The organism is Shewanella sp. KX20019, assembly GCF_016757755.1.
In the GTDB taxonomy this organism is placed as follows: domain Bacteria; phylum Pseudomonadota; class Gammaproteobacteria; order Enterobacterales; family Shewanellaceae; genus Shewanella.
Window position 1 is genome coordinate 1,993,039 of record NZ_CP068437.1, and the last position, 22,583, is coordinate 2,015,621.

26 protein-coding genes are annotated in these 22,583 nt (G+C 42.7%); 22 read left to right on the forward strand and 4 right to left on the reverse strand.

Annotated features, from left to right (window positions below; translation table 11 throughout):
• The first annotated feature begins 22 nt into the window (after nt 1-22).
• From yajC to JK628_RS08805, 8 genes are all read left to right on the forward strand, one after another.
• A complete protein-coding gene (gene yajC / locus JK628_RS08770; protein WP_202289104.1) occupies nt 23-355 on the forward strand; it encodes a preprotein translocase subunit YajC in 333 nt (110 codons plus the stop codon).
• 17 nt (nt 356-372) lie between these two features.
• Nucleotides 373-2,223, forward strand: a complete 1,851-nt coding sequence (gene secD, locus JK628_RS08775) for a protein translocase subunit SecD (protein ID WP_202289105.1) — start codon at nt 373-375, stop codon at nt 2,221-2,223.
• 12 nt (nt 2,224-2,235) lie between these two features.
• Nucleotides 2,236-3,183 (forward strand): protein translocase subunit SecF, encoded by a 948-nt coding sequence (gene secF, locus JK628_RS08780; RefSeq protein ID WP_202289106.1) that lies wholly within the window; start codon nt 2,236-2,238, stop codon nt 3,181-3,183.
• A 288-nt stretch (nt 3,184-3,471) separates the two neighbouring features.
• Nucleotides 3,472-3,789, forward strand: a complete 318-nt coding sequence (locus JK628_RS08785) for a putative signal transducing protein (RefSeq protein ID WP_202289107.1) — start codon at nt 3,472-3,474, stop codon at nt 3,787-3,789.
• Nucleotides 3,789-4,148 (forward strand): rhodanese-like domain-containing protein, encoded by a 360-nt coding sequence (locus tag JK628_RS08790; protein WP_202289108.1) that lies wholly within the window; start codon nt 3,789-3,791, stop codon nt 4,146-4,148. Before JK628_RS08785 ends, JK628_RS08790 begins: the two co-directional genes overlap by 1 nt.
• Before the next feature lie 34 nt (nt 4,149-4,182).
• On the forward strand, nt 4,183-5,094 hold the full coding sequence (locus JK628_RS08795; RefSeq protein ID WP_202289109.1) for a precorrin-2 dehydrogenase/sirohydrochlorin ferrochelatase family protein: 912 nt from the start codon (nt 4,183-4,185) through the stop codon (nt 5,092-5,094).
• 122 nt (nt 5,095-5,216) lie between these two features.
• On the forward strand, nt 5,217-5,759 hold the full coding sequence (locus tag JK628_RS08800; protein WP_202289110.1) for a YaeQ family protein: 543 nt from the start codon (nt 5,217-5,219) through the stop codon (nt 5,757-5,759).
• 165 nt (nt 5,760-5,924) lie between these two features.
• Nucleotides 5,925-6,167: a YecH family metal-binding protein gene (locus JK628_RS08805; RefSeq protein WP_202289111.1), complete on the forward strand. Its 243-nt coding sequence runs from the start codon at nt 5,925-5,927 to the stop codon at nt 6,165-6,167.
• An 83-nt stretch (nt 6,168-6,250) separates the two neighbouring features.
• Here the strand turns inward: JK628_RS08805 and JK628_RS08810 are convergent, their stop codons facing one another.
• Nucleotides 6,251-6,655 carry a phosphate-starvation-inducible protein PsiE gene (locus tag JK628_RS08810; RefSeq protein WP_202289112.1) on the reverse strand — a complete coding sequence of 135 codons (405 nt, stop codon included), beginning with the start codon at nt 6,653-6,655 and terminating at the stop codon, nt 6,251-6,253.
• Nucleotides 6,656-6,970: 315 nt separating this feature from the next.
• Nucleotides 6,971-7,774, reverse strand: a complete 804-nt coding sequence (gene suhB / locus JK628_RS08815; RefSeq protein ID WP_202289113.1) for an inositol-1-monophosphatase — start codon at nt 7,772-7,774, stop codon at nt 6,971-6,973.
• 158 nt (nt 7,775-7,932) lie between these two features.
• On the opposite strand from suhB, the gene trmJ reads away from it, so the two are divergent.
• From trmJ to JK628_RS08880, 13 genes are all read left to right on the forward strand, one after another.
• Nucleotides 7,933-8,697, forward strand: coding sequence for a tRNA (cytosine(32)/uridine(32)-2'-O)-methyltransferase TrmJ (trmJ, locus tag JK628_RS08820; protein ID WP_202289114.1), 765 nt, complete (start codon nt 7,933-7,935; stop codon nt 8,695-8,697).
• A gap of 15 nt (nt 8,698-8,712) precedes the next feature.
• Nucleotides 8,713-9,534, forward strand: coding sequence for a serine O-acetyltransferase (gene cysE, locus JK628_RS08825; protein ID WP_202289115.1), 822 nt, complete (start codon nt 8,713-8,715; stop codon nt 9,532-9,534).
• 196 nt (nt 9,535-9,730) lie between these two features.
• Nucleotides 9,731-10,192: a Fe-S cluster assembly transcriptional regulator IscR gene (iscR, locus tag JK628_RS08830; protein WP_202289116.1), complete on the forward strand. Its 462-nt coding sequence runs from the start codon at nt 9,731-9,733 to the stop codon at nt 10,190-10,192.
• An 82-nt stretch (nt 10,193-10,274) separates the two neighbouring features.
• Nucleotides 10,275-11,489 carry an IscS subfamily cysteine desulfurase gene (locus JK628_RS08835; RefSeq protein WP_202289117.1) on the forward strand — a complete coding sequence of 405 codons (1,215 nt, stop codon included), beginning with the start codon at nt 10,275-10,277 and terminating at the stop codon, nt 11,487-11,489.
• Between the two features lie 40 nt (nt 11,490-11,529).
• Nucleotides 11,530-11,913, forward strand: coding sequence for a Fe-S cluster assembly scaffold IscU (gene iscU / locus JK628_RS08840; RefSeq protein ID WP_202289118.1), 384 nt, complete (start codon nt 11,530-11,532; stop codon nt 11,911-11,913).
• Nucleotides 11,914-11,927: 14 nt separating this feature from the next.
• Nucleotides 11,928-12,251, forward strand: coding sequence for an iron-sulfur cluster assembly protein IscA (gene iscA / locus JK628_RS08845; RefSeq protein WP_202289119.1), 324 nt, complete (start codon nt 11,928-11,930; stop codon nt 12,249-12,251).
• A gap of 17 nt (nt 12,252-12,268) precedes the next feature.
• Nucleotides 12,269-12,793, forward strand: coding sequence for a co-chaperone HscB (gene hscB / locus JK628_RS08850; RefSeq protein ID WP_202289120.1), 525 nt, complete (start codon nt 12,269-12,271; stop codon nt 12,791-12,793).
• A gap of 72 nt (nt 12,794-12,865) precedes the next feature.
• Entirely contained in the window at nt 12,866-14,728 is a 1,863-nt protein-coding gene (gene hscA, locus JK628_RS08855) for a Fe-S protein assembly chaperone HscA (RefSeq protein ID WP_202289121.1), read from the forward strand.
• 8 nt (nt 14,729-14,736) lie between these two features.
• Nucleotides 14,737-15,075, forward strand: a complete 339-nt coding sequence (gene fdx, locus JK628_RS08860) for an ISC system 2Fe-2S type ferredoxin (RefSeq protein WP_202289122.1) — start codon at nt 14,737-14,739, stop codon at nt 15,073-15,075.
• Between the two features lie 137 nt (nt 15,076-15,212).
• Complete coding sequence (gene iscX / locus JK628_RS08865) at nt 15,213-15,410, forward strand: Fe-S cluster assembly protein IscX (protein WP_202289123.1); 198 nt, start codon at nt 15,213-15,215, stop codon at nt 15,408-15,410.
• Nucleotides 15,411-15,608: 198 nt separating this feature from the next.
• On the forward strand, nt 15,609-15,779 hold the full coding sequence (locus JK628_RS08870) for a hypothetical protein (RefSeq protein ID WP_202289124.1): 171 nt from the start codon (nt 15,609-15,611) through the stop codon (nt 15,777-15,779).
• Nucleotides 15,780-15,995: 216 nt separating this feature from the next.
• Nucleotides 15,996-16,427, forward strand: coding sequence for a nucleoside-diphosphate kinase (gene ndk, locus JK628_RS08875; RefSeq protein WP_202289125.1), 432 nt, complete (start codon nt 15,996-15,998; stop codon nt 16,425-16,427).
• A gap of 873 nt (nt 16,428-17,300) precedes the next feature.
• Nucleotides 17,301-20,153, forward strand: a complete 2,853-nt coding sequence (locus JK628_RS08880; protein WP_202289126.1) for a TonB-dependent receptor plug domain-containing protein — start codon at nt 17,301-17,303, stop codon at nt 20,151-20,153.
• An 89-nt stretch (nt 20,154-20,242) separates the two neighbouring features.
• Here the strand turns inward: JK628_RS08880 and JK628_RS08885 are convergent, their stop codons facing one another.
• Together JK628_RS08885 and dusC are read right to left on the reverse strand one after the other, a co-directional pair.
• Nucleotides 20,243-20,599 carry a TraR/DksA C4-type zinc finger protein gene (locus JK628_RS08885; RefSeq protein WP_202289127.1) on the reverse strand — a complete coding sequence of 119 codons (357 nt, stop codon included), beginning with the start codon at nt 20,597-20,599 and terminating at the stop codon, nt 20,243-20,245.
• Between the two features lie 126 nt (nt 20,600-20,725).
• Nucleotides 20,726-21,670 (reverse strand): tRNA dihydrouridine(16) synthase DusC, encoded by a 945-nt coding sequence (dusC, locus tag JK628_RS08890; RefSeq protein ID WP_202289128.1) that lies wholly within the window; start codon nt 21,668-21,670, stop codon nt 20,726-20,728.
• A gap of 387 nt (nt 21,671-22,057) precedes the next feature.
• Between dusC and JK628_RS08895 the strand changes: the two genes are divergently transcribed.
• Nucleotides 22,058-22,558 (forward strand): HvfA family oxazolone/thioamide-modified RiPP metallophore, encoded by a 501-nt coding sequence (locus JK628_RS08895; RefSeq protein ID WP_202289129.1) that lies wholly within the window; start codon nt 22,058-22,060, stop codon nt 22,556-22,558.
• Nucleotides 22,559-22,583: the final 25 nt, after the last annotated feature.

Consider the following 22,583-nt stretch of genomic DNA (forward strand, 5'->3'; position numbering starts at 1 on the left):
CAGACAATAAGAAGAGAAAACTATGTTTATTTCAAATGCACATGCAGCAGATGCACCTATAGGCGGCGCTGGCGGCACTATGGAACTTATTTTCATGCTGGTCATTTTTGGCCTTATTTTCTACTTTATGATTTTCCGCCCACAGTCTAAGCGCGTTAAAGAGCACAAGAACCTGATGGGCTCTTTGAGCAAAGGCGATGAAGTGCTAACGAGCGGTGGCATTTTGGGTAAGATTGCCAAAATCAGTGATGAGAATGACTATGTATTGTTGGCTATCAACGAGACTAGCGAAATCACTATTAAAAAGGATTACATTGCGGCGGTATTGCCAAAAGGCTCTATTAAGTCACTTTAAGCCAAGAGGGCTATGGCGTGTTAAATAAATACCCAATGTGGAAAAACCTAATGGTGATGATTATCATCGCCGTAGGTGCATTCTATGCGATACCAAACCTTTTCGGTGAGGACCACGCTGTACAGGTGGTTGCAACCCGTGGAGCTGAGGTGACAGCGTCGACTCAGTCGGCAGTAAATGATGTATTAGTAAGCCAAGGTATCGCGGTTAAGCGTTCTGAGCTTGAAAATGGTCAATTATTAGTTCGTGTGAATAACGGTGAAGATCAGCTAATAGCTAAAGAGGCTATTGCTGATGCACTTGGCGACAAGTTCACCGTTGCGCTTAACTTAGCGCCGGCAACACCTGAGTGGCTTGAGTCGATGGGCGGTTCGCCTATGAAGCTGGGTCTAGATCTACGTGGTGGTGTTCACTTCTTAATGGAAGTCGACATGGGTGAAGCCATTCGTAAGATGACCGAAGCCAAAGTTGCTGATTACAGAACTGATTTACGAGCTGAGAAAATTCGCTATGCGGGTATTCGTAATGGCGCCAAAGGTATCGAGATTAAGTTTCGTGATGCTGAGACCTTAGCGAATGCTGAACGCTTCCTTAAGTCTCGCAGTAACGACATGGTCTTTACTGACCGCTCTACTGGCAGTGATTATTTCCTTATTGCAAATCCAAGTGACGTTTACTTAAAACAGATCAAGGAAGAAGCGTTACAACAAAACATCACTACCCTGCGTAATCGTGTCAACGAGCTTGGTGTGGCTGAGCCTGTTGTACAGCGCCAAGGTGCTGAACGTATTATTGTTGAACTGCCTGGTGTTCAAGACACGGCGCGCGCAAAAGAGATTTTGAGTGCGACGGCGTCAATTGAGTTCCATATGGTTGACCAAAATGCAGACGCTCAAGCGGCAGCAAGTGGTCGTGTACCAGCGGGTTCTGAGGTTTATCAGCGCCGTGAAGGCGGCCCTGTAGTACTTAAAAAAGCGGTTATGCTAACGGGTACTCATATCCAGGGTGCACAACCAAGCTACGATGAGTACAGTCGTCCACAAGTGTCGATTAACCTAGACTCAAAAGGTGGCTCTATATTCTCAAACGTGACTAAAGACAACATAGGTAACCCTATGGCGACTTTATTCATTGAGTATAAAGATACTGGTGATAAGAACGCTGATGGAAGCGTGAAAATGAAGAAGATTGAAGAAGTTATTTCAGTCGCCACGATTCAAGCTCGTCTTGGTCGTAACTTCGTCATCACTGGACTCGGCCATGCGGAATCACAAAACTTAGCATTATTATTACGTGCTGGTGCGTTGATTGCGCCTGTTTATATCGTTGAAGAGCGTACCATTGGTCCGAGCCTTGGTCAGGAAAATATCGAAAACGGTATGCAAGCGATGATCTGGGGCATGGCAGTTGTACTTATCTTCATGCTGGTTTACTACCGTGGTTTTGGTCTTATCGCAAATCTTGCGTTAACGGCTAACCTAGTCATGGTTGTTGGTGTGATGTCGATGATCCCAGGTGCAGTGCTTACGCTTCCTGGTATTGCTGGTATGGTATTAACAGTGGGTATGGCGGTTGATGGTAACGTACTTATTTACGAACGTATTCGTGAAGAACTGCGCAACGGTCGTAGCGTTCAGCAAGCGATTCATGAAGGGTACGGCAATGCATTCTCAACAATTGCCGATGCAAACATTACTACCTTTATGACTGCGCTGATCCTATTTGCTGTCGGCACGGGTGCTGTAAAAGGCTTCGCGGTGACCTTAATGATTGGTATCGCTACTTCTATGTTTACCGCTATTGTCGGAACTCGTTCAATTGTGAATGCGATCTGGGGTGGTAAGCGCGTGAAGAAACTGTCTATCTAAGGGGAAGTTGAAATGTTTCAGATTTTAAATATCAAAGGCTCCGTCAACTTTCTGCGTCATGCTGTACCTATTAGTATCCTTTCTGCGATATTAGTGCTGGGCTCGTTAGGCTCTCTAGCAACAAAAGGTATTAATTGGGGTTTGGATTTTACCGGTGGTACCGTTGTTGAACTCGAGTTTTCGAATCCAGCAAATTTGACCGCAATACGTGACGGGCTTACATCAGAAGCAACTGATGGTGCGATAGTACAAAACTTCGGTTCAAGCCGTGACATTCTTATCCGTCTTCCTGTGAAAGAAGATATTAAGAGTGATCTTCAGGTTAGCCATGTGATGAGCGCTGTTACTCAGCTAGACTCTGCTGTCATCCAAAAACGCGTTGAGTTTGTTGGACCACAGGTCGGTAAAGAGTTGGCAGAACAGGGTGGTTTAGCGGTATTGGTTGCCTTGATATGTATTCTTATATACGTATCTTTCCGCTTCGAATGGCGTTTAGCAATGGGGGCTGTTGCGGCTCTAGGCCATGATGTCATTATCACCTTGGGTGTCTTTTCTCTATTCCAACTAGAGTTCGACCTCACCGTATTAGCAGGTGTACTCACCGTTGTGGGTTACTCGCTAAATGATACGATTGTGGTATTTGACCGTATACGTGAGAATTTCCTTAAGTTGCGTAAAGGGACTCCTGTAGAAGTTGTTAATACATCGATTACTCAGACAATGAGTCGTACGATTATTACAACGGGAACTACGCTGGTCGTGGTTGTGGCCTTGTTCCTAAAAGGTGGCACTATGATCCATGGCTTTGCTACAGCTTTGCTAATGGGAATTTTTGTCGGTACATTCTCTTCAATCTACGTCGCTAGTTTCTTAGCGATTAAACTTGGGATCAATCGTGAACACATGATGCCAGTAGAGATTGAAAAAGAGGGTGCAGATCAAGATACATTAATGCCTTAGTCATCGTGTTGATGTTTAAAAGCCACCTTTAAGGTGGCTTTTTTGTTTAAGTTACTATGGTATTGCTCAATTGCAGCGGATTTGACTAAGATCTATTTCTCTCTATGGTGTTTTATATTGAACGATAAAACAGCGCTCGACAGTACAGATGCTTTAGCAGTAGCATGTAGGCCATTCCAATGCGAATTAATATGATCAAGACTGGTTAATAATGTTTTATACCCGTTAATTGTTAGTCGTATCGGCTTATAAAATATTGCCATTAGTGCAATTGCAGTAGGAAATAACATGGACGATAAAATGCGGTTACTAGCAGCTGGAAACTTATTAGAAGCACATACTTGGAAGGGTATGCTTGAATCTAGCGGCATTGCGGTAGAGCTCAAAGGTGAGGCGCTATTGGGTGGTGTGGGTGAGTTGCCGACAGGGATACAGAATGTTGAGCTTTGGGTATCTCAAAGCCATTATCAAGATGCAAAGAATCAGATGGCATCGTTAAATGCGGAGCGTCCGCAATGGAAGTGTGTCAACTGTCATGAAGTTAATGAGTCTAGTTTTGAGTTGTGCTGGAACTGCAGCGCTGAAAGAAGTGAGAAATACAGTTAATGAAACATAACCCTGCGTTCCTAGCTCTAGTTGAAAGTATTATTCCCCACATTACTGAGATAACTATTGAGCAATACCAGTCACACAAAGACTGGGTTTTACTCGATGTGAGAGAAAATCATGAGTGGAATGTTAATCACCTGCCAGCAGCACATCATTTAGGCAAAGGGATCATTGAACGAGATATCGAGACCCGCTTTCCTGATAAAATGACGCCTTTAGCCTTGTATTGCGGTGGTGGTTACCGTTCGGCGATGGCCGCCTTTAACTTACAAGTTATGGGTTATTCTAAAGTTGTCTCACTCCAAGGTGGCTATAAAGCATGGCTTGAGAGACAATTACCGCTTGTTGAAGGTTAGTCCTTCTTGTTAGCTGTAGAGGTCAGTTCGCTTAATGCAATATTTTCCGTTGTTTGTAGATACCCAGTCGTTGAAAATATTAATCGTCGGCGCAGGCGACGTTGCTAGTCGTAAACTGGATCTGCTTTGCCGCACAGAAGCTGAGGTGCATGTTATTGCATTAGAGCTGAACGCTGAAGTCATTGCTTATCAGCAACAAGGACGCATTACACTAGAACAAAGACCGGTAAGTGAATACGATATCGAGTCCTGGGATCTCGTCTATTTGGCAACAGCAGATAGATCGCTAAATGAGATGTTAGCGAATGTCGCCAAGCAACGTAATATATGGGTTAATGTGGTGGATAATCCAAGCTTTTGTCGATTTATTACTCCCTCTATTGTCGATCGCGGCCGGTTACAAATAGCAATTAGCACCGCCGGTGCAGCGCCTGTTTATGCACGAGAGCTTAGAGCAAGACTTGAATCATGGTTACCACAGTCGATTACGCCACTGTTTGATTTTATTGCAGAACATCGACAAGATGTGCAAACAAGGTTACCTATATTTAAGCAAAGGCGATTATTTTGGCAACGTTTCTTTAAGCTTAATCAGTCGCGGTTCGATGAAAATACAACGGCCCACTATCAAGCAAGTTTTTCACAGCAAGATGGACAAGGGGAGCTGCTGTTGCTTGACCCGAACATTGATGCCGAACTTTTACCAATCGCCGCGATGCCATACCTGCAGAAGTTAGATATTGTCTTTAGCAAACATTCGATACCACACTCTCTCAATGAGTTACTGAGGCGAGACGCTGCACGTGACAGCAATTGGAGTGTTAACAGCCTTGAGCAAGCACTGAATGCAGGGGAGCACTGCTTAGTATGTGCTGATGTTGCAGAGGTTAAGCGACTAGCTATATTGTTTCCCGGTGCCAAACGCTTCCAAGTAGGCGCTGTATAAGGCAAGTTAGCCCAACATTAGATAATCGAAATTTCAATCGAAGGCTGTAACCCCTTAATGTTTGCCCTTTTGTTGGTGGAATTAAGGTACACTAAGCCGAATATATTTAGTCGAAAAAACTCATGGCCTTAAAAGCAACAGTATATAAAGTATCCGTCCAGATCGCCGATATGGATCGTGCATATTACAATGATCATCAACTGATGTTAGCTCAACACCCCTCTGAAACCAATGAACGCATGATGGTAAGACTGCTCGCCTTCGCTATGAATGCTAGCGAATCTTTAGCGTTCAGCAAAGGTATGAACGTTGACGATGAACCCGAGCTTTGGGATAAAACTTTATCTGGTGAAATTGATCTCTGGATTGAGTTTGGTCAAAGTGATGAGAAATGGGTCCGTAAAGCCTGTGGGAGAGCTAAGGCAGTGCAACTGATTACCTACGCTGGCCGTAGTGTTCCCATTTGGTGGAAGCAGAATGAAGCTGCGCTAGCGCGTTACGATAACCTAACGGTCATCAACATTCCTGAAGACGCGGTAAAAGCGATGGGGCAACTAGTTGGTAAAAATATGGCTCTGCAAATTAACATTTGTGAAGGTCAGATCTGGATCTCAGATGACAACGACAGTGTGTTAGTGGAACCTGAAATTCTAAAGGGCGAATAACAAACTCACTTCAGGCGGATATAATCAGATTTAAAAGCCAATCATATGATTGGCTTTTTTGTTTTACTGTATGTCAAAGTTAAAGATTGCCGCTTAGATCAAAGTTTAACAGCTGAACTTACAGTATAAAGTGTTTAATAAATACAGCTTTAATTTTGAGGGTATATGTCAGATTCAATCCACGGTCATCAAGTCATGGAGCTCATGCTGGAGCATGGTCAGTCGTTGTCACAAGAGGCGCTTAAAGCGTTAATGCATAAGACGTTTGGCGCAGATGCTCATTATCATACTTGCTCTGCGCAAGAGATGAATGCAGAAGAGCTAATTGCTCTTTTAGAGAAGAAAGGTAAGTTCATTCATTCTGAAGCTGGCATTGCGACTGCGGCAGATCGAATTTGTAATCATTAATCACTGTAAATTTTGTAAAGCCATAAAAAATGCTCAAAGTGTTAGCTTTGAGCATTTTTGTTTTCAGCAATCTTAGATTGTGATTAATCAATGTCCTTCGGGCGAGGATATGGCAGTTTAAGCTGACCCCAGCGAATGACTATCACGGTAGCCGCTAAAATTAATGTGGACAATGAGATAGCTGCAATACGCCAGTCGTCCATAGCTTTCATATCCAAAATGAGATAACGCGCTAACGCTACAATGGCAATGTAGAGTGGCATTCTAATCGGTAGCTTTCCAGATTCCGCATAATGCGAGACCATAGCTAACACTTCCAAATAAATAAATAGTAGTAATAGATCCGCTAAAGCGACTTCCCCAGCGTTAAATATATGCACTATCTCTTGTCCAATCGCAACAATAGTAGCGATAGCAATAATGATTAATACTAGATGTTCAACGGCTTTGATACTTGAGATACCATATTTCCGATACATTTTATCCATGTTACTTCCTAATGCAGTCGTTTCATAAAGAGTACCAGCAAATTGTATAAATGCGACATTGGCTGTGTGATGCTTTTCACAGTTGTGTGTTTTATATGGAGAAATCAGCATTTTCAAACGGAACGTTCATATATGAAAAGTGAGGCAGATGCTTTGTAATTCAAGACGTTTTTATGAGCTAATGATGACTTCCTAGTAATACAATGGCTATACGCTTTTTGTAGCACACATTCAGAGAAGAAAATAAGCCACAAAAAAACCGCCTAATTAGGCGGTTTTTAAACAATATCCAAATAATTTATGATCTGCCTGCTATTAACGCTTAAGTGCTTCGCTCAATAATGGGCGGAAAGACTTAACAAGTGCAGTTGTTGTTTTTGGGTTACCAGCAACGATATTTCCTGATGCAAGGTAATTATGGTTGCCAGTGAAGTCTGTTACTGTGCCGCCAGCTTCACGAACAATCAGATCACCTGCAGCAATATCCCAAGGCTTAAGGCCTATTTCAAAGAAACCATCGACACGGCCCGCTGCAAGGTAAGCTAAATCTAACGCAGCAGAACCAGCACGACGTAGATCAGCACATTCAGTGAATGTTAAAGCAAAAAGCTTCATGTAAGTTTCAGTATGCTGTTTGGCTTTGAATGGGAAGCCAGTTGCAATGATATTGTCGCTGAGGTTATTTTTTGGCTTAACACGAATGCGGAAATCATTTAGCTTGGCGAATTTTCCACGTACAGCAGAGAAAAGCTCATCACGAATTGGGTCATAAACTACAGCGACTTCTGTCTTGCCTTTGAACTGCATCGCAATTGATACAGCAAAGTGAGGGATGCCTCTGACAAAGTTATTAGTGCCATCCAGTGGGTCTACGATCCAAACGTAATCTTTATTAGCGCCTTTGTTCTCACCTGTTTCTTCACCAATGATAGTGTGATCAGGGTAAGCCTTACGGATCTGGTAGGTAATTGCAGCTTCAGCTTCTTTATCTACGTTAGTTACGAAGTCATTAGCCCCTTTTGAAGTAACCTCAATTCGGTCTAATTCTGCATAAGCACGTATAATTGTTTGGCCGGCAGCGCGAGCGGCGCGCACAGCAATAGTATGCATTGGAAGCATTGCAAATCCCCTGGATGTAAAAGAACAGATATAAATTATCGGAGCCGAATTATACGTGTTTTTTCGATGATATCAAATGCTGATTTTTGTATAAGTAAAAATAGCGGGCTTGTGTTAAAATATTTTCAAGTGTTCTCTCATTTAAATTAAGACATTTCATGCTCAGTAATATTCGCGTCGTTCTTGTCGGTACGTCCCACCCTGGCAATATAGGTTCAACAGCCCGTGCTATGAAAACCATGGGGTTATCCACTTTATATTTAGCTGAACCTAGGGTTGCACCTGATGGTCATTCTGTGGCCTTAGCTGCAGGGGCTTCAGATATTTTAAAACATGCAATTACAGTCGATTCTGTTGAAGAGGCTATTGCAGATTGTAGTTTAGTGATTGCAACCAGTGCGCGCAGCCGCACACTGGATTGGCCTATGCTAGAGCCTAGAGAAGCTGGTGAAAAACTGGTTGCATCATCACTTACTGGTCCTGTTGCTATCGTATTCGGACGGGAAAATAACGGTCTTTCTAACGAAGAGTTGCAGCGCTGCGACTATCATGTTGCGATACCAGCTAATCCCGAATACACCTCGCTCAATTTAGCTCAGGCAGTTCAAATTATCTGCTATGAGGCCCGTGTAGCGCATCTTGCTCAGGTTCAAACTGAATTTGAAAGCAAGAAACCTGCAGACTTTGTTGAGCCTGAAACAGAATATCCATTTTCAAAAGAACGCGAAAATTTCTTTGAACATATGGAAAACACACTTCTATCAACTAATTTTATAGTCAAGCAGCACCCAGGTCAGGTTATGACAAAACTGCGTAGGTTATTTAGCCGCGCAAGAATCGAGCGTCAAGAGATGAATATCTTGCGCGGAATTTTGACGTCCGTAGATAAAATTGTCGCTAAGAAAGAAACCAACGATAAGTAAAAGGAATTAGTTAGCATGGGTGTTATCGCAAGACTTAAAGATGATATAGCGTCTATCTACCATAGAGACCCTGCTGCGAACGGGACAATTGAAATACTGTTCAATTACCCTGGCATGCAAGCTATATGGATCCACCGGATCAGTCATAAGTTATGGGTTCGAAAATGGCGTTTGCTAGCACGATGTCTATCTACATTTTCTCGTTGGTTAACCGGTGTTGAGATCCACCCAGGTGCAACTATCGGCGACCGCTTCTTTATTGATCATGGCATGGGCGTTGTGATTGGTGAAACTGCTGAGATTGGTAATGATTGTACGCTTTATCACGGAGTAACGCTCGGTGGAACAACTTGGCAATCAGGCAAGCGACATCCGACGCTTGGCAATAACGTGGTTATTGGTGCCGGGGCAAAGATTCTTGGACCTATAACCATGAATGACGGCGCTCGCGTAGGTTCCAATTCGGTTGTTGTCAAAGATGTCTCGATGGACACCACAGTGGTTGGCATTCCGGGCCGAGCGGTTGCTAGCCCTTCTGAGCAGTCTAAAGAGCAGACAGATCGACGCACTGAAATGGCCAAAAAGTATGGCTTCGATGCCTATGCCGTCGCGCCTGACAATCCAGATCCCGTTGCAAATGCCATCGGCCAAATGTTAGATCATATGCATTTGATGGATTCAAAGGTACAGGAAGTGTGCCAAGCCGTACAAACTTTGGGTGGTAGTGTGTGCACTGAGAAGCTTCCTGAACTTGAAGTTGATGATTTTAGTGAAGCTGAATTAGCGGCTGCGCAAAAACGTCAGAAGTCATTAGATGAGTTTGATCCCATTATCTAGATTTATGTGCGCCATTTTTACTAAATGCCATTGAATCTTGCCTAATAAACAGGTTAAATACCCCAGCAAAATGACGGGGTATTTAGTCCCTGCCATGCTCTTTATAATACTTGACCAATTCACTAGGTTTTATACTTGACTAAATTACTCGGGTATGATGAAATTACCCTATGCTTTTTTGGGAGACGTAGTAGCAATGAAACTTACATCTAAAGGTCGATATGCTGTCACTGCAATGTTAGATGTTGCAATGCACTCTACCGATGGTCCAGTACCATTAGCGGACATTTCAGAGCGTCAAGGGATCTCTCTATCTTACCTAGAACAACTTTTCGCAAAACTAAGAAAAAATGGGCTTGTATCTAGCGTCCGTGGCCCAGGTGGCGGATATCGCCTAGGTACCGACGCAAGCGAAATTTCTGTGGGTATGGTGGTACGAGCGGTTGATGAGTCTGTTGATGCCACTCGTTGTCAGGGCAAGGGTAACTGTCAAAGCGGAACTCGATGCTTAACTCACTCTTTATGGGGAGATTTAAGCTCACAGATTTCAGATTTTTTAAACGGCATTTCACTTGCCGGGTTAATGAAAAAAAGAGATGTGCAATTTATCTCGGTCAAACAGGATAAATTGCAGCAGGAACAGAGGGTTAGCGTTTAGCGGTCTCTGTTATTAATATAAAAATAATTTTTGTACGTTGTAAGTGGTAGCACAATGGCTACCACAAAGTACGGAGTGTGTGATGAAGCTACCTATCTATTTAGATTATGCTGCGACGACGCCGGTTGACCCTCGCGTTGCAGAGAAAATGATGCAATGTATGACTATGGACGGCATTTTTGGTAATCCAGCGTCTCGCTCTCACCGTTACGGTTGGCAAGCAGAAGAAGCCGTTGATATTGCTCGTAACCAGATTGCGGACCTTATCAATGCCGACCCGCGTGAAATCGTATTTACCTCTGGTGCGACAGAGTCTGACAACCTAGCGATAAAGGGCGTTGCTCACTTCTATCAGAAGAAGGGCAAGCACATCATCACCAGTAAAACAGAACATAAAGCGGTGTTAGATACCTGTCGTCAGCTTGAGCGTGAAGGTTATGAGGTCACTTATCTTCAGCCTGAATCGAGCGGTCTTATCCCTGTTGCTATGATTGAAGCGGCAATGCGTGAAGACACACTACTGGTTAGTATTATGCAAGTTAACAATGAGATTGGTGTCATTCAAGACATCGATGCCATTGGTGAACTTTGTCGTTCACGAAAAATTGTCTTCCATGTTGATGCTGCACAGAGTGTTGGCAAATTGCCAATTGATGTTCAAAAGACAAAAGTCGATCTGATGTCTATCTCTGCTCACAAGATGTATGGTCCAAAAGGCATTGGCGCATTGTATGTTAGCCGTAAGCCTCGCATTCGTTTAGAAGCGGCTATGCACGGTGGTGGACATGAACGTGGTATGCGCAGTGGCACATTAGCGACACACCAGATTGTGGGTTTCGGTGAAGCTGCAGCCATCGCAAAAACCGACATGGAGTCAGATAACCAGCGCATCCGCCGTCTACGTGACAAGTTATGGAATGGTATTAATCACATTGAAGAGACCTATATCAATGGCGATAAAGATCAAAGACATTGCGGTAGTTTAAATGTCAGCTTTAACTTCGTCGAAGGTGAGTCTTTGATGATGGCGCTTAAAGATCTTGCTGTTTCATCTGGTTCAGCGTGTACTTCTGCGAGCCTTGAGCCAAGCTACGTGCTTCGTGCTCTAGGCTTGAACGATGAGATGGCGCATAGCTCGATTCGATTCTCACTAGGCCGCTTTACGACTGATGAAGAGATCGATCATGCAATAGAAACAATTAAAGAATCTATTGGTAACTTAAGGGAGATGTCTCCGCTTTGGGAAATGTTCAAAGACGGAATTGACCTGGACTCTGTCCAGTGGGCACACCATTAACCTTAACGATATTAACGAATAGATAAACTGGAGCAGTATCATGGCTTATAGCGAAAAAGTAATAGATCATTATGAGAATCCACGCAACGTTGGTTCGTTTGATAAAAACGATTCATCAGTTGTCACTGGAATGGTTGGCGCACCCGCTTGTGGTGATGTAATGAAGCTACAGCTGCGCATTAATGATAATGGTATTATCGAAGATGCTAAGTTTAAGACATACGGTTGCGGTAGCGCGATTGCGTCTAGCTCATTGGTCACTGAATGGGTGAAAGGTAAAACAGTTGCAGAAGCTGGTGCTATTAAGAACACCGACATCGCTGAAGAACTAGCATTACCCCCTGTTAAAATTCATTGTTCGATTTTGGCTGAAGATGCCATTAAAGCTGCTCTGGATGAGTATAAAACAAAGCAATCGAAGTAATACCTGGAGTTAAGATGGCAATTAGTATCACTCCCGCAGCGGCAGATCGAGTTAAAAGCTTTTTAGCTAGTCGCGGCAAAGGTCTAGGCTTACGTTTAGGGCTAAAAACATCAGGCTGTTCTGGTATGGCATACATACTGGAGTTTGTTGATGACTTGAACGATGATGATGAGCTTTATGATGTCGATGGTGTGAAAATCATTATTGATGCAAAGAGTTTTATCTATCTTCAAGGGATTGAGTTGGACTTCATTAAAGAAGGCCTTAACGAAGGTTTCCAATTTAACAACCCTAATGCTAAAGGTGAATGTGGTTGCGGTGAGAGTTTCACCGTATAAGCTTTAAAAGTTAAACTATGAATTATTTTGAGCTGTTTAGTTTATCTCCTTCCTTTGATGTCGACACCGCCATCCTTGCAGAGCGCTACCGCGATCTGCAAAGGGCGGTTCATCCCGACAAATTTGCTAATGCAAGTGAACAAGATAAACGCTTGTCAGTACAACGTACTGCACAAATCAATGATGCCTTTCAAACATTGAAAAACCCAATCCAACGCGCTGAGCACTTATTGGCCCTTAAAGGGCTAGAGTTAAGTCACGAGTCTACTACGCTTAAAGATACTCAATTTTTAATGCAGCAGATGGAGTGGCGAGAGTCTCTTGAAGAGATTAGCGATAGTGATGATCCTGAAACTGAAATAGAAGCGCTTTATGCGTCTTTTGAAGCGTTTGCAAAGCCGATCACAGCAGCACTAAAAGTGCTATTGTTGAGCGATTTAGCCGCTGAGCATTTGCAGGCCGCGGAGCAAATTCGTAAACTTAAGTTTATGGCAAAATTACAAGACGAGTTGGCAAGAGTGGAAGATACGCTCTTAGATTAGCCAGCTTGTTTTCATTTTATAATGCTGTTGGCTCAATAATCTTGAGCCAACATTTTTTTAAGTTGGATATATATGGCACTTTTGCAGATCGCAGAGCCTGGACAGACTGCTGCTCCCCACCAACACCGTCTTGCAGTGGGCATCGATTTAGGTACAACCAACTCCTTAGTTGCCGCCGTTCGAAGCGGTGAAGCAAACACTCTAGCAGATGAGAGCAATCTGCATTCATTGCCGTCTGTGGTTCGATATAGCCAGGATGCAATCTTTGTTGGACGTGAGGCCGAAGCCTTTTCAGCGCAAGATCCACAAAACACCATTGTGTCGGTTAAGCGTTTTATGGGCCGTAGCCTTGAAGATATTCAGTCAGGTAGCCAAACATTCCCTTATGTTTTCGAAGCGAGTGAAAACGGACTGCCGATATTTGTGACGCCTAAAGGTAGAGTTAATCCAGTACAAATCTCAGCGGAGATCCTAAAACCGCTAGTACAACGTGCAGAAGCGACTCTCGGGGGAACCTTAGAAGGCGTCGTTATTACTGTGCCAGCCTATTTTGATGACGCGCAGCGTCAAGGCACCAAAGATGCGGCAGCATTAATTGGTGTTAAAGTGCTGCGTTTACTCAATGAGCCGACTGCAGCGGCAATCGCCTATGGGTTAGACTCTGGTAAAGAGGGGGTCATTGCTGTTTATGATCTTGGCGGCGGGACGTTCGATATCTCAATTCTTCGATTGAATAAAGGGGTATTTGAAGTCTTAGCAACCGGTGGTGATTCTGCGCTCGGTGGTGATGATTTTGACCATATGCTACAAGCTTATTTCCAACAAGAGTGGTCACTGCAGGAATTAAGCGCGAGTTTAAGTCGTAAGTTGCTTATCGAAGCTCGTCGCGTTAAAGAAGCATTAACCGACAATGAGAGCACGACAGCAACCGTCGTTGATGACAAGGGTACTGAGCTGTCATTAACCGTTTCTCGTGTAGTATTTGACAGCATGATCAGCAAATTAGTTAAGAAAACCGTTTCAAGCTGTCGCCGTGCACTGCGTGATGCCGGTGTGAGCACTGAAGAGGTGCTAGAAACTGTCATGGTCGGTGGATCCACGCGAGTACCACTTGTACGAGAAGAGGTGACTAATTTCTTTGGTAAAACGCCTTTAACATCGATCGATCCTGATCGTGTCGTTGCTATCGGCGCAGGGATCCAAGCAGATATTCTAGTGGGTAATAAGCCTGAATCCGATCTGCTGTTATTGGACGTTATTCCATTGTCATTAGGCGTTGAAACCATGGGCGGGTTGGTTGAGAAAGTGGTTTCACGTAATACCACTATCCCAGTTGCTCGTGCTCAAGAGTTTACAACGTTTAAAGATGGTCAAACAGCAATGGCATTTCATGTTGTTCAAGGTGAGCGAGAACTCGTTGCAGATTGTCGTTCACTCGCTAAGTTTACGCTTAAAGGGATCCCGCCGTTAGCTGCTGGAGCTGCTCATATTCGCGTGACATTCCAGGTCGATGCTGATGGATTACTCAGTGTAACGGCAATGGAGAAATCAACGGGTGTTAAAACCAGTATTCAAGTTAAACCATCATTTGGTTTAACTGATACTGAAATCGGCAGTATGCTAAAAGATTCAATGGCCAATGCTAAAGAAGATATTACTCGTCGTATGCTCGCTGAAAAGCAGGTCGAAGCTGCGAGAGTATTAGAGTCGCTTAACGCGGCTATAAGTAAAGATGGTCAGTTGCTAACAGCTGATGAACTTTCTTCTATTCAGAGCTTTATGGCCTCACTAGCACAACTTGCAAGCGAACAAGACAGCGATGCTATTGAAAAAGCAATCGAAGCATTAGATAGCGTAACGCAGGACTTTGCTGCTAAGCGTATGGATAATTCAATCAAACTGGCCCTCAAAGGGCAGTCAGTTGACAATATATAGGTTCCAACATGCCACAAATAGTATTTTTACCACACGATGAATTATGCCCAGATGGTGCAGTTGTAGAAGCCAATGAAGGCGAAACTGTATTAGACGTTGCTTTGCGGAACGGTATCCACATAGAGCATGCTTGTGAGAAGTCCTGTGCATGTACAACTTGTCACTGCATCGTGCGTGAAGGGTTTGATGACCTGGAAGAGAGCGATGAGCTGGAAGATGACATGCTCGATAAAGCTTGGGGCTTAGAGCCTGAAAGCCGTTTGTCTTGCCAAGCTAAAGTACCCAATAGTGATTTGGTGGTTGAGATCCCTAAGTACACCATTAATATGGTCAGCGAAAGCCAATAGCCTCCAACTAAAATATAAAAACCAGTAGCTAGCCTACTGGTTTTTTTTGCTAAAAAATCGCTATTATTACTGCTTTCTCCTTCATCATAATGAGATTGGTATTATACTCAATTCATGTTGAATCGACGGAGCTGGACATGGCACTTAAATGGATTGATTCGCAAGATATTGCACTTGAGCTTTTGGAGAGTTATCCGGACGTTAACCCTGAATCTGTTCGGTTTACCGATCTATGTGATTGGGTGATAAAACTCGAAGCCTTCGATGATGATCCTAACCACTGTAATGAACGTATTTTGGAAGCTATTCAAGCTCACTGGATCGATGAAAAGTGAGACTAATTGTCACCGACTGCTCAAGCTGTTGTGATCTAAATCATGTAAGTCGATATCTAATATGTGAAAGAAACGTAGGCTTGATCAACATCAAGTTTACCTTCAGTGTTTGATTTTAGGCTAGCGTCACTGTTATTACTTTACTACGCAAAGTGGTAAAAGTGATATGTTTCAGCCATTAATCAAAGGAACGTTAATATGAGCAAGTTTCTAATTCTAGCCTTCACACTACTCACTCCAACCTTAGCATTTGCCCATGAAGGTCATGGTGGCATCGGGTTATTTCATCACTTTATGGATCTCGCACCAGCATTAGCATTACTAGTTGTGATTGCAGCAGGCGTAATGTGGGTTAAAAAGCGTAAGTAAATAGCACCTATAGTGGCAGAGTGTATTCCCTGAGCGTTAAGTTCATAAGCCAAGTTTTGAACAAATTCATCAATGAACTGTGATCTGATTGGCTTTTATGCATTTACAAATAAGACTTATCTCAATTTGATAGCACTATAAGGGTAGGCAATTAAGCATTAATTTCGTATAATCCGCGCGAAATTAAAACCCGTTTATTTAAGAAGGAAGCTTTTCATGGCTATCGAACGTACTTTTTCTATCATTAAGCCTGATGCTGTTGCAAAAAACCACATTGGCGCTATCTACAACCGTTTTGAAACTGCTGGCCTGAAAATCATCGCTTCTAAAATGGTTCATCTAAGCCAAGAACAAGCTGAAGGCTTTTACGCTGAGCACAGCGAACGTCCTTTCTTTGGTGCGCTAGTTGCATTTATGACATCTGGTCCTATCATGGTTCAGACGCTTGAAGGCGAAAATGCTGTTCTTGCACACCGTGAAATCTTAGGTGCTACTAACCCAGCTGATGCTGTGGAAGGTACTATCCGTGCAGATTTTGCTGAAAGCATCGATGAGAACGCAGCACACGGCTCTGATTCAGTTGCTTCGGCTGAGCGTGAAGTAGCATACTTCTTCAGCACTGAAGAGCTTTGCCCACGTACTCGTTAATTTGAGACGTGTAAGAATCTAAAAAGGAGCCTTATGGCTCCTTTTTTTATGCTTTTTGATTAATCACTCCCTATAGGCATCGAAGTACTGCATATAGAGACATCTCAAATTCTTCCTTAGCCATTACTCCTCTACTTCCCCCTATTTTATTGTGGCTGCCACAATGTTTTATTTCGGCCCTCCTAGCCAGATTAATGGCCCAACGCAAACTATGTTGCAGAAGCCTGCGTTATTTTTTCAGTGCTGTTAATTAAATTTGGATATTATTTGACCGTTAGTTTTTATTTGATAATGTGGCATTACAAACTTATTTGTTAAAAGATAGGTTGGTTCGGTTATTAATAATGTAGTGAAGGCTAATTGTTATGCAGTATTTAGCCTTCTTTTGCTGATTAGCGCCTTTTAATTGTTGCCAACTTGTTTAGCCCTAAGTGGCTACGCAATGTCTTGTTAAGTGATCTCTAAATTTTATTGTCTTTTCTTACTGCTTGTATTGTAATTATTATTTTTTATTTTGACCTATCTTGTACTTTGTATTTCGTATTCAATATTTTGTATGTGTATGTTTTTTGTATGTTGAAATGTTAATACTTATAACAAGTGTAGCAAAATTGATTTATTTGTTATTTTAACGCGGTGACTTTGCATTGTTGGTATATGTCATTGTTTTAATAGTGTAATAATCTTGTTTTGTTAGGTTTGGAAATGTGACCTGTATCAATTTATGTCTTTTGAGTTATTTTTATGTAATTACTATTGACACTTTAGGTTATATTTAACAGTATTCATACCGAAGAAATTAACTTCTATAAATATTAAAAACATAAAAATAACAATCTCGACGTGTAACGTGGAAAATTGAAGGGGAAATATATGAGCTCGATGACATTAACAGCAAGCGCAATCCGAAAAAGCTTTATTGCAGTTGCTGCTAGCAGTGTAGCTTTATCTGGATTTGCTTTGGCAGAAGATGCTGCAGAAGGAAATACAGCTGAAGAGAAAGTTGAACGTATTCAAGTTACCGGTTCACGTATTAAACGTGCCGATATGGAAACATCTAGCCCTGTAAGCATTATTGATGCATCTGCGATTATGTCAGGTGGTTCTACTTCTATTGATGACGTATTGCAGAAAATGACGTCAACTGGCGGAGCCATGGTGAATGCCGCTGTGAACAACGGTTCTGGTGGTGATGCAAGTATCAACCTACGTGGCCTGGGTTCAAACCGAACGTTAGTATTGGTTAACGGCCGTCGTATGATTGCTTCAGGAACGGGCGCTGCATCTACTGTAGATTTAAACACTATTCCGGTTGCCATGGTCGAACGTATTGAAGTCCTAAAAGATGGCGCTTCAGCCATTTATGGTACCGATGCAATTGCTGGTGTAGTTAACATTATTTTAAAGCGTGATTTCGAAGGCTTCGAAATGAACGTTCAAACAGGTATCTCTGGCCAAGGCGATGCAGACGAGAGCAGTATTGACTTCGTAATGGGTAACTCATTCGATAAAGGTAATATTGTAATCGGTGGCCAGTACACAAAACGTGGCGAAGCAAGTCAGGCAGATCGCGATTTCTCTGAATGCCCGCTAGCAGAAGGCGCTGATGGCCTATATTGTGGTGGTAGCTCATATTCACAAGGCGGTCATATCTGGGGTGATTCACAGCACCTGATGACTAAGAGTGGCGTCGATGAAGAAGGCAATCCAATTGTTATCAATGGTGACTCTGGTTACTACGGTAAATACGTACAAAGACTTAATGATGATGGCACTGTTTGGTTAGACGATGACGGCAAGTCAAATGATGCATACTACAACAGTTGGTCTGCAATTACTGATACAGCTTCAGTTTACTATGACGCCACAGTAGATCCTTCATTTGGCGACAGAAGTGTTCCAGACCTCAGTGGTCGTGGTGGTGAATACCATGATTTCACTAATGACGATAAGTACAACTATTCAAAAGACAGCTATCTTTCAACGCCAATGGAGCGTTTGAACCTATCTTTCTCTGGTACTTATGAACTTTCAGATTCAATCATGTTTTTCTCTGAAGCAATGTACTCAAAGCGTTGGTCTGAGCAGCAAATGGCACCTCAGCCAATTTGGAACAGCACAGCTTGGGCTTATGATTCTTCTTGGATGAACAAAGAGCTAGTTGGTTTAGTTCAAGAGGGTGAAAAGTTAGATTATGGCCGTCGAGTCGTTGAGTCTGGCACTCGTGATTTCTCTCAAGTTGTCGATACTGTACGTATAGTAGTTGGTTTGGAAGGCGAGTTCGACAATGGTTGGACATGGGATGCATCATATAACAAGGGTAAAAACGACTCTGTTGATACTCTTGCTAACCTGCATAACCTAGGCTCAATTAATGATGCTGTTTTAGACGGAACTTTTGATCCATTTAGTCAGTCTTCTTGGGAAGGCGAAAGCATAGCTCCTTATATCTATACTGAAATTAACAGCGGTGGCTCAGAGCTTGATATTGCAGCTGCAACGCTTTCTGGTGAGGTTTTCGAATTACCAGCAGGTATTGTAGGTTTTGCGGCAGGTTATGAGTACCGTAAAGAGTCCGCACATTTCACGCCAGATTCTTTGACTGCACAAGGTTTAGCAAACGACCCTCGTGTTGAAGCTACTGCGGGTTCATTTGATGTTAATGAAGTTTATGCAGAACTTGCTATTCCATTGTTAAGCGATTTACCTTTCGCACAACAAGTGGACCTAAGTGCAGCTATGCGTTATTTCGATTACAGCACATTTGGTTCAGACAATACTTGGAAGCTAGGTCTTACTTGGCGCATGACGGATGACTTGATGGTCCGTGGTGGTATGTCTACAGCATTCCGCGCTCCAACAGTTGATGAGTTATATGGTGGTAAATCACCATCTTTTGAGCAAATTGTTCACGCAGCGTCAGAGCAAACTCAAGCAGAAGTAACGGTAGGCGGTAACCCACTACTAACACCAGAAGAAGCGGATATTACCACACTTGGTTTAGTTTACTCTCCAAGCTTTGTAGAAGGTCTATCTTTCACAGTAGATTACTTTGATATCCAAATCAGTAATACAATTACATCAGTTGATAACAATTACATCGCTAACCAGTGTATGGATGAGGTTGGAAATCTGATTAATACGGGTAGCGCGTTATGTCAGTCGTCTAATATTGCAATTGACGGCACAGGTCGAATCACTTTCGACAATGGTTTACAAAACATTGGTGAAACGAATACATCTGGTTATGATGTTAACGTAGCTTACGCATTTGAAGGCTTCGGACTAGATTGGAAAGCAGGTCTTGATACTTCAATTTTAAGTGATTATGAAGAGTTTGATCAAGACGGTAATGCAGTTGACTATCGTGGCTACATCACAGGTGGAGCAGGCGCATTTGCAGAGATCAAAACTAACTTCAACTTAAGAGCATCAGGTGATAACTGGAGTGCTACATACGAAGCGCGTTACATTGACGGAATGGATTCATTTGCTTGTAAAGATGATCCAGCAGATTGTTATGCACCAAGTGTAGATAGTATTGTTTATCACGATCTATCAGCAACCTATGATGTGAATAATACACTTCGTCTATCGGGCGGTGTAAACAACATTCTTGATGAAGAGCCACCGTACTACTCAGGTAACAATGATTCAAACACAGATCCGTACACTTATGATGTACTAGGTCGCTACTTCTTCGTAAGAGCAAGTGTTAAGTTCTAAATTATTTTTTAGATAATAAAAAACCTCCGCTTGCGGAGGTTTTTTTTTGCTTGAGCTAATTGAAGATCAAATGAGTCAATAATCGATAGTTAGTGATTAAGTCTTAACTCTTGACGATGTTCCTGCTTATACTGGCTATTACAGTTTAAACATCGCTGTTCAAGTGGATTAGCTGCTAATAGTTCTGTTTCGATATCTGATTCACAATCAGAGCACACGCCATACAAACCAATGTCCAGTTGACAACAAGCTGCATCGAGTTGTGTCAACTTTAAAAATAATGGGTTATCGCATAAGTGAGCTTGGGTCATTATTTCAATGAGCTCACAAAGGGAATAATTATGCTGGTCCATTAGCTTGGCCTGGATCTCTGGGAGCGCACCAATCTTCTGTCTTAACTCCGATTCAATACCGGATAACATCTGTTTGATCTGGTTCGTACTCACGGTTTTGCCTACAATTATCAACTTTACGGTTTATCAGTCTAAACATGTCACGACAGTAGGTAATGACGAAGATCAATTCAGAGAGCATTAGTACTAATAATAACCAATTATTTTATTAACTAGCTTTTACTTGTAAAGATTGCTATTTGCAGTTTGCAGCACATTGATGATCTCTTCAGCCGTTTTGTAGATTCTAAGCTCGCGAAATAGCGTATCTGCTTCGGGATATTGGCGGTTAAGATAATTAAACCATTGTTTAATTCTGGCAGGGTAATAGGTGCTTTTACGGCCTACGAGCTCGCGGTTGGTGTATTCCAGCATCAACGCCAGTGATTGTTGCCAAGTATATGGTGTTTCTCCTTTGATGCTTGCAGCCAAATTCGGCAAGGAGATAGCACCACGCCCTACCATTATGCTGTCGCACCCTGTCACCTGCATACAGCGCTGTGCGTCTTGTTGATCCCAAATCTCGCCGTTAGCAATAACCGGAATAGGCAACTTTGCATTAATGTCGGTTATGTATTCCCAATATGCAGGTGGCTTATAGCCATCAACTTTACTTCTAGCGTGTACCGCAAGTTCACTCGCCCCGGCTTCATGAATGGCCAGTGCATTCTCCATATAAAGAGATTTGTCATTAAAACCTAGACGGATTTTTGCGGTTACAGGTTGCTCATCTGGCACTGCATCTCGCATGGCTTTGACGACATTATATAGTTGCTCAGGATATTGCAGCATCACTGCGCCACCGTTACTACGGTTAACCATTTTTGCTGGGCAACCAAAATTAACGTCGACTCCTTTGGAGCCAAGCTCGATTGCTCTCAGCGCATTTTCAGCCATCCAACCAGGCTCTTGCCCTAAAAGTTGCACCCTAACTGGTGTGCCTGATGCTGTTTTTCCATCGGTTTTTAATTCCGGACAGATACGATAGAACACTTTTTCTGGTAATAACTGATCAACGACACGTACAAATTCCGTCACCATTAAATCGTAAGGATTGATTGCTGAAAGAATTTCACGCATTAAATCATCAACAACGCCTTCCATAGGCGCCAAAATTATTCGCACAGAACAGTCCACTCATCAGTTTTAAAAGGCGCTGCATTCTACATCATGCACCGTGTGGTACCAAACGAAAGCGCGTATAGAGTGATCTTATCGCAGTAGCAAATTAGTCGTGTTATCGGGTTGTTTATTTTTTGGACTGCTGCTATTTGTTGCTAACTAGTGCCTATTTGGCGGTTCCTTATTATGTCAAGCATCGTGAAAACAGGCACTAAAGAGTGATAAATAGATATAAGCAATATTTGCACTATCAGCTTTTATGCGCCATAAATGTGATAGGTGTAAGAAAAATGAAATTTATTTGTAGCTGTGCTGGTCTCTTTAAGCAAGCCAGCAAAATACATTGTTGGTAACCGAAATACTGTAGATTAAATCAAGAAGGAAGATATTATGAAACTCGTTAACAAGACTGCTATTACTGTTGCCGTTGGTGCTGTTGTGCTTGGAAGCTCTTTGGCTACATCTGTTCAAGCAAGCCCGTTTGGTTATAGTGAAATGCAAGCCGGTTACCAGCTAGTTGAAGGCGAGGGTAAATGTGGCGAAGGTAAATGTGGCGCAGATAAGAAAAAAGCCAAGGAAGGTAAGTGTGGCGAAGGTAAATGCGGCGAAGACAAAATGAAAGCCAAAGAGGGTAAGTGTGGCGAAGGTAAATGCGGCGGCGATAAGATGAAAGCCAAAGAGGGTAAGTGTGGCGAAGGTAAATGCGGCGGCGATAAGATGAAAGCCAAAGAGGGTAAGTGTGGCGAAGGTAAATGCGGCGGCGATAAGATGAAAGCCAAAGAAGGTAAGTGTGGTGAAGGTAAATGCGGCGGCGACAAAATGAAAACCAAAGAAGGTAAGTGTGGCGGCGATAAGAAAGCTAAAGAAGGTAAGTGTGGTGGCACTAAGTAGGCTTTCTACTGAGTAGAACGGGGTC

Coding starts and splice junctions, on each gene's coding strand:
- trmJ (WP_202289114.1), top strand. CDS start 7,933: ATGCTCAGTAATATTCGCGTCGTTCTTGTCGGTACGTCCCACCCTGGC.
- JK628_RS08805 (WP_202289111.1), top strand. CDS start 5,925: ATGTCAGATTCAATCCACGGTCATCAAGTCATGGAGCTCATGCTGGAG.
- iscX (WP_202289123.1), top strand. CDS start 15,213: ATGGCACTTAAATGGATTGATTCGCAAGATATTGCACTTGAGCTTTTG.
- iscU (WP_202289118.1), top strand. CDS start 11,530: ATGGCTTATAGCGAAAAAGTAATAGATCATTATGAGAATCCACGCAAC.
- JK628_RS08810 (WP_202289112.1), bottom strand. CDS start 6,655: ATGGATAAAATGTATCGGAAATATGGTATCTCAAGTATCAAAGCCGTT.
- ndk (WP_202289125.1), top strand. CDS start 15,996: ATGGCTATCGAACGTACTTTTTCTATCATTAAGCCTGATGCTGTTGCA.
- suhB (WP_202289113.1), bottom strand. CDS start 7,774: ATGCTTCCAATGCATACTATTGCTGTGCGCGCCGCTCGCGCTGCCGGC.
- yajC (WP_202289104.1), top strand. CDS start 23: ATGTTTATTTCAAATGCACATGCAGCAGATGCACCTATAGGCGGCGCT.
- cysE (WP_202289115.1), top strand. CDS start 8,713: ATGGGTGTTATCGCAAGACTTAAAGATGATATAGCGTCTATCTACCAT.
- hscA (WP_202289121.1), top strand. CDS start 12,866: ATGGCACTTTTGCAGATCGCAGAGCCTGGACAGACTGCTGCTCCCCAC.
- JK628_RS08880 (WP_202289126.1), top strand. CDS start 17,301: ATGAGCTCGATGACATTAACAGCAAGCGCAATCCGAAAAAGCTTTATT.
- hscB (WP_202289120.1), top strand. CDS start 12,269: ATGAATTATTTTGAGCTGTTTAGTTTATCTCCTTCCTTTGATGTCGAC.
- iscA (WP_202289119.1), top strand. CDS start 11,928: ATGGCAATTAGTATCACTCCCGCAGCGGCAGATCGAGTTAAAAGCTTT.
- JK628_RS08790 (WP_202289108.1), top strand. CDS start 3,789: ATGAAACATAACCCTGCGTTCCTAGCTCTAGTTGAAAGTATTATTCCC.
- JK628_RS08870 (WP_202289124.1), top strand. CDS start 15,609: ATGAGCAAGTTTCTAATTCTAGCCTTCACACTACTCACTCCAACCTTA.
- JK628_RS08895 (WP_202289129.1), top strand. CDS start 22,058: ATGAAACTCGTTAACAAGACTGCTATTACTGTTGCCGTTGGTGCTGTT.
- fdx (WP_202289122.1), top strand. CDS start 14,737: ATGCCACAAATAGTATTTTTACCACACGATGAATTATGCCCAGATGGT.
- JK628_RS08800 (WP_202289110.1), top strand. CDS start 5,217: ATGGCCTTAAAAGCAACAGTATATAAAGTATCCGTCCAGATCGCCGAT.
- JK628_RS08835 (WP_202289117.1), top strand. CDS start 10,275: ATGAAGCTACCTATCTATTTAGATTATGCTGCGACGACGCCGGTTGAC.
- JK628_RS08795 (WP_202289109.1), top strand. CDS start 4,183: ATGCAATATTTTCCGTTGTTTGTAGATACCCAGTCGTTGAAAATATTA.
- secF (WP_202289106.1), top strand. CDS start 2,236: ATGTTTCAGATTTTAAATATCAAAGGCTCCGTCAACTTTCTGCGTCAT.
- JK628_RS08785 (WP_202289107.1), top strand. CDS start 3,472: ATGGACGATAAAATGCGGTTACTAGCAGCTGGAAACTTATTAGAAGCA.
- iscR (WP_202289116.1), top strand. CDS start 9,731: ATGAAACTTACATCTAAAGGTCGATATGCTGTCACTGCAATGTTAGAT.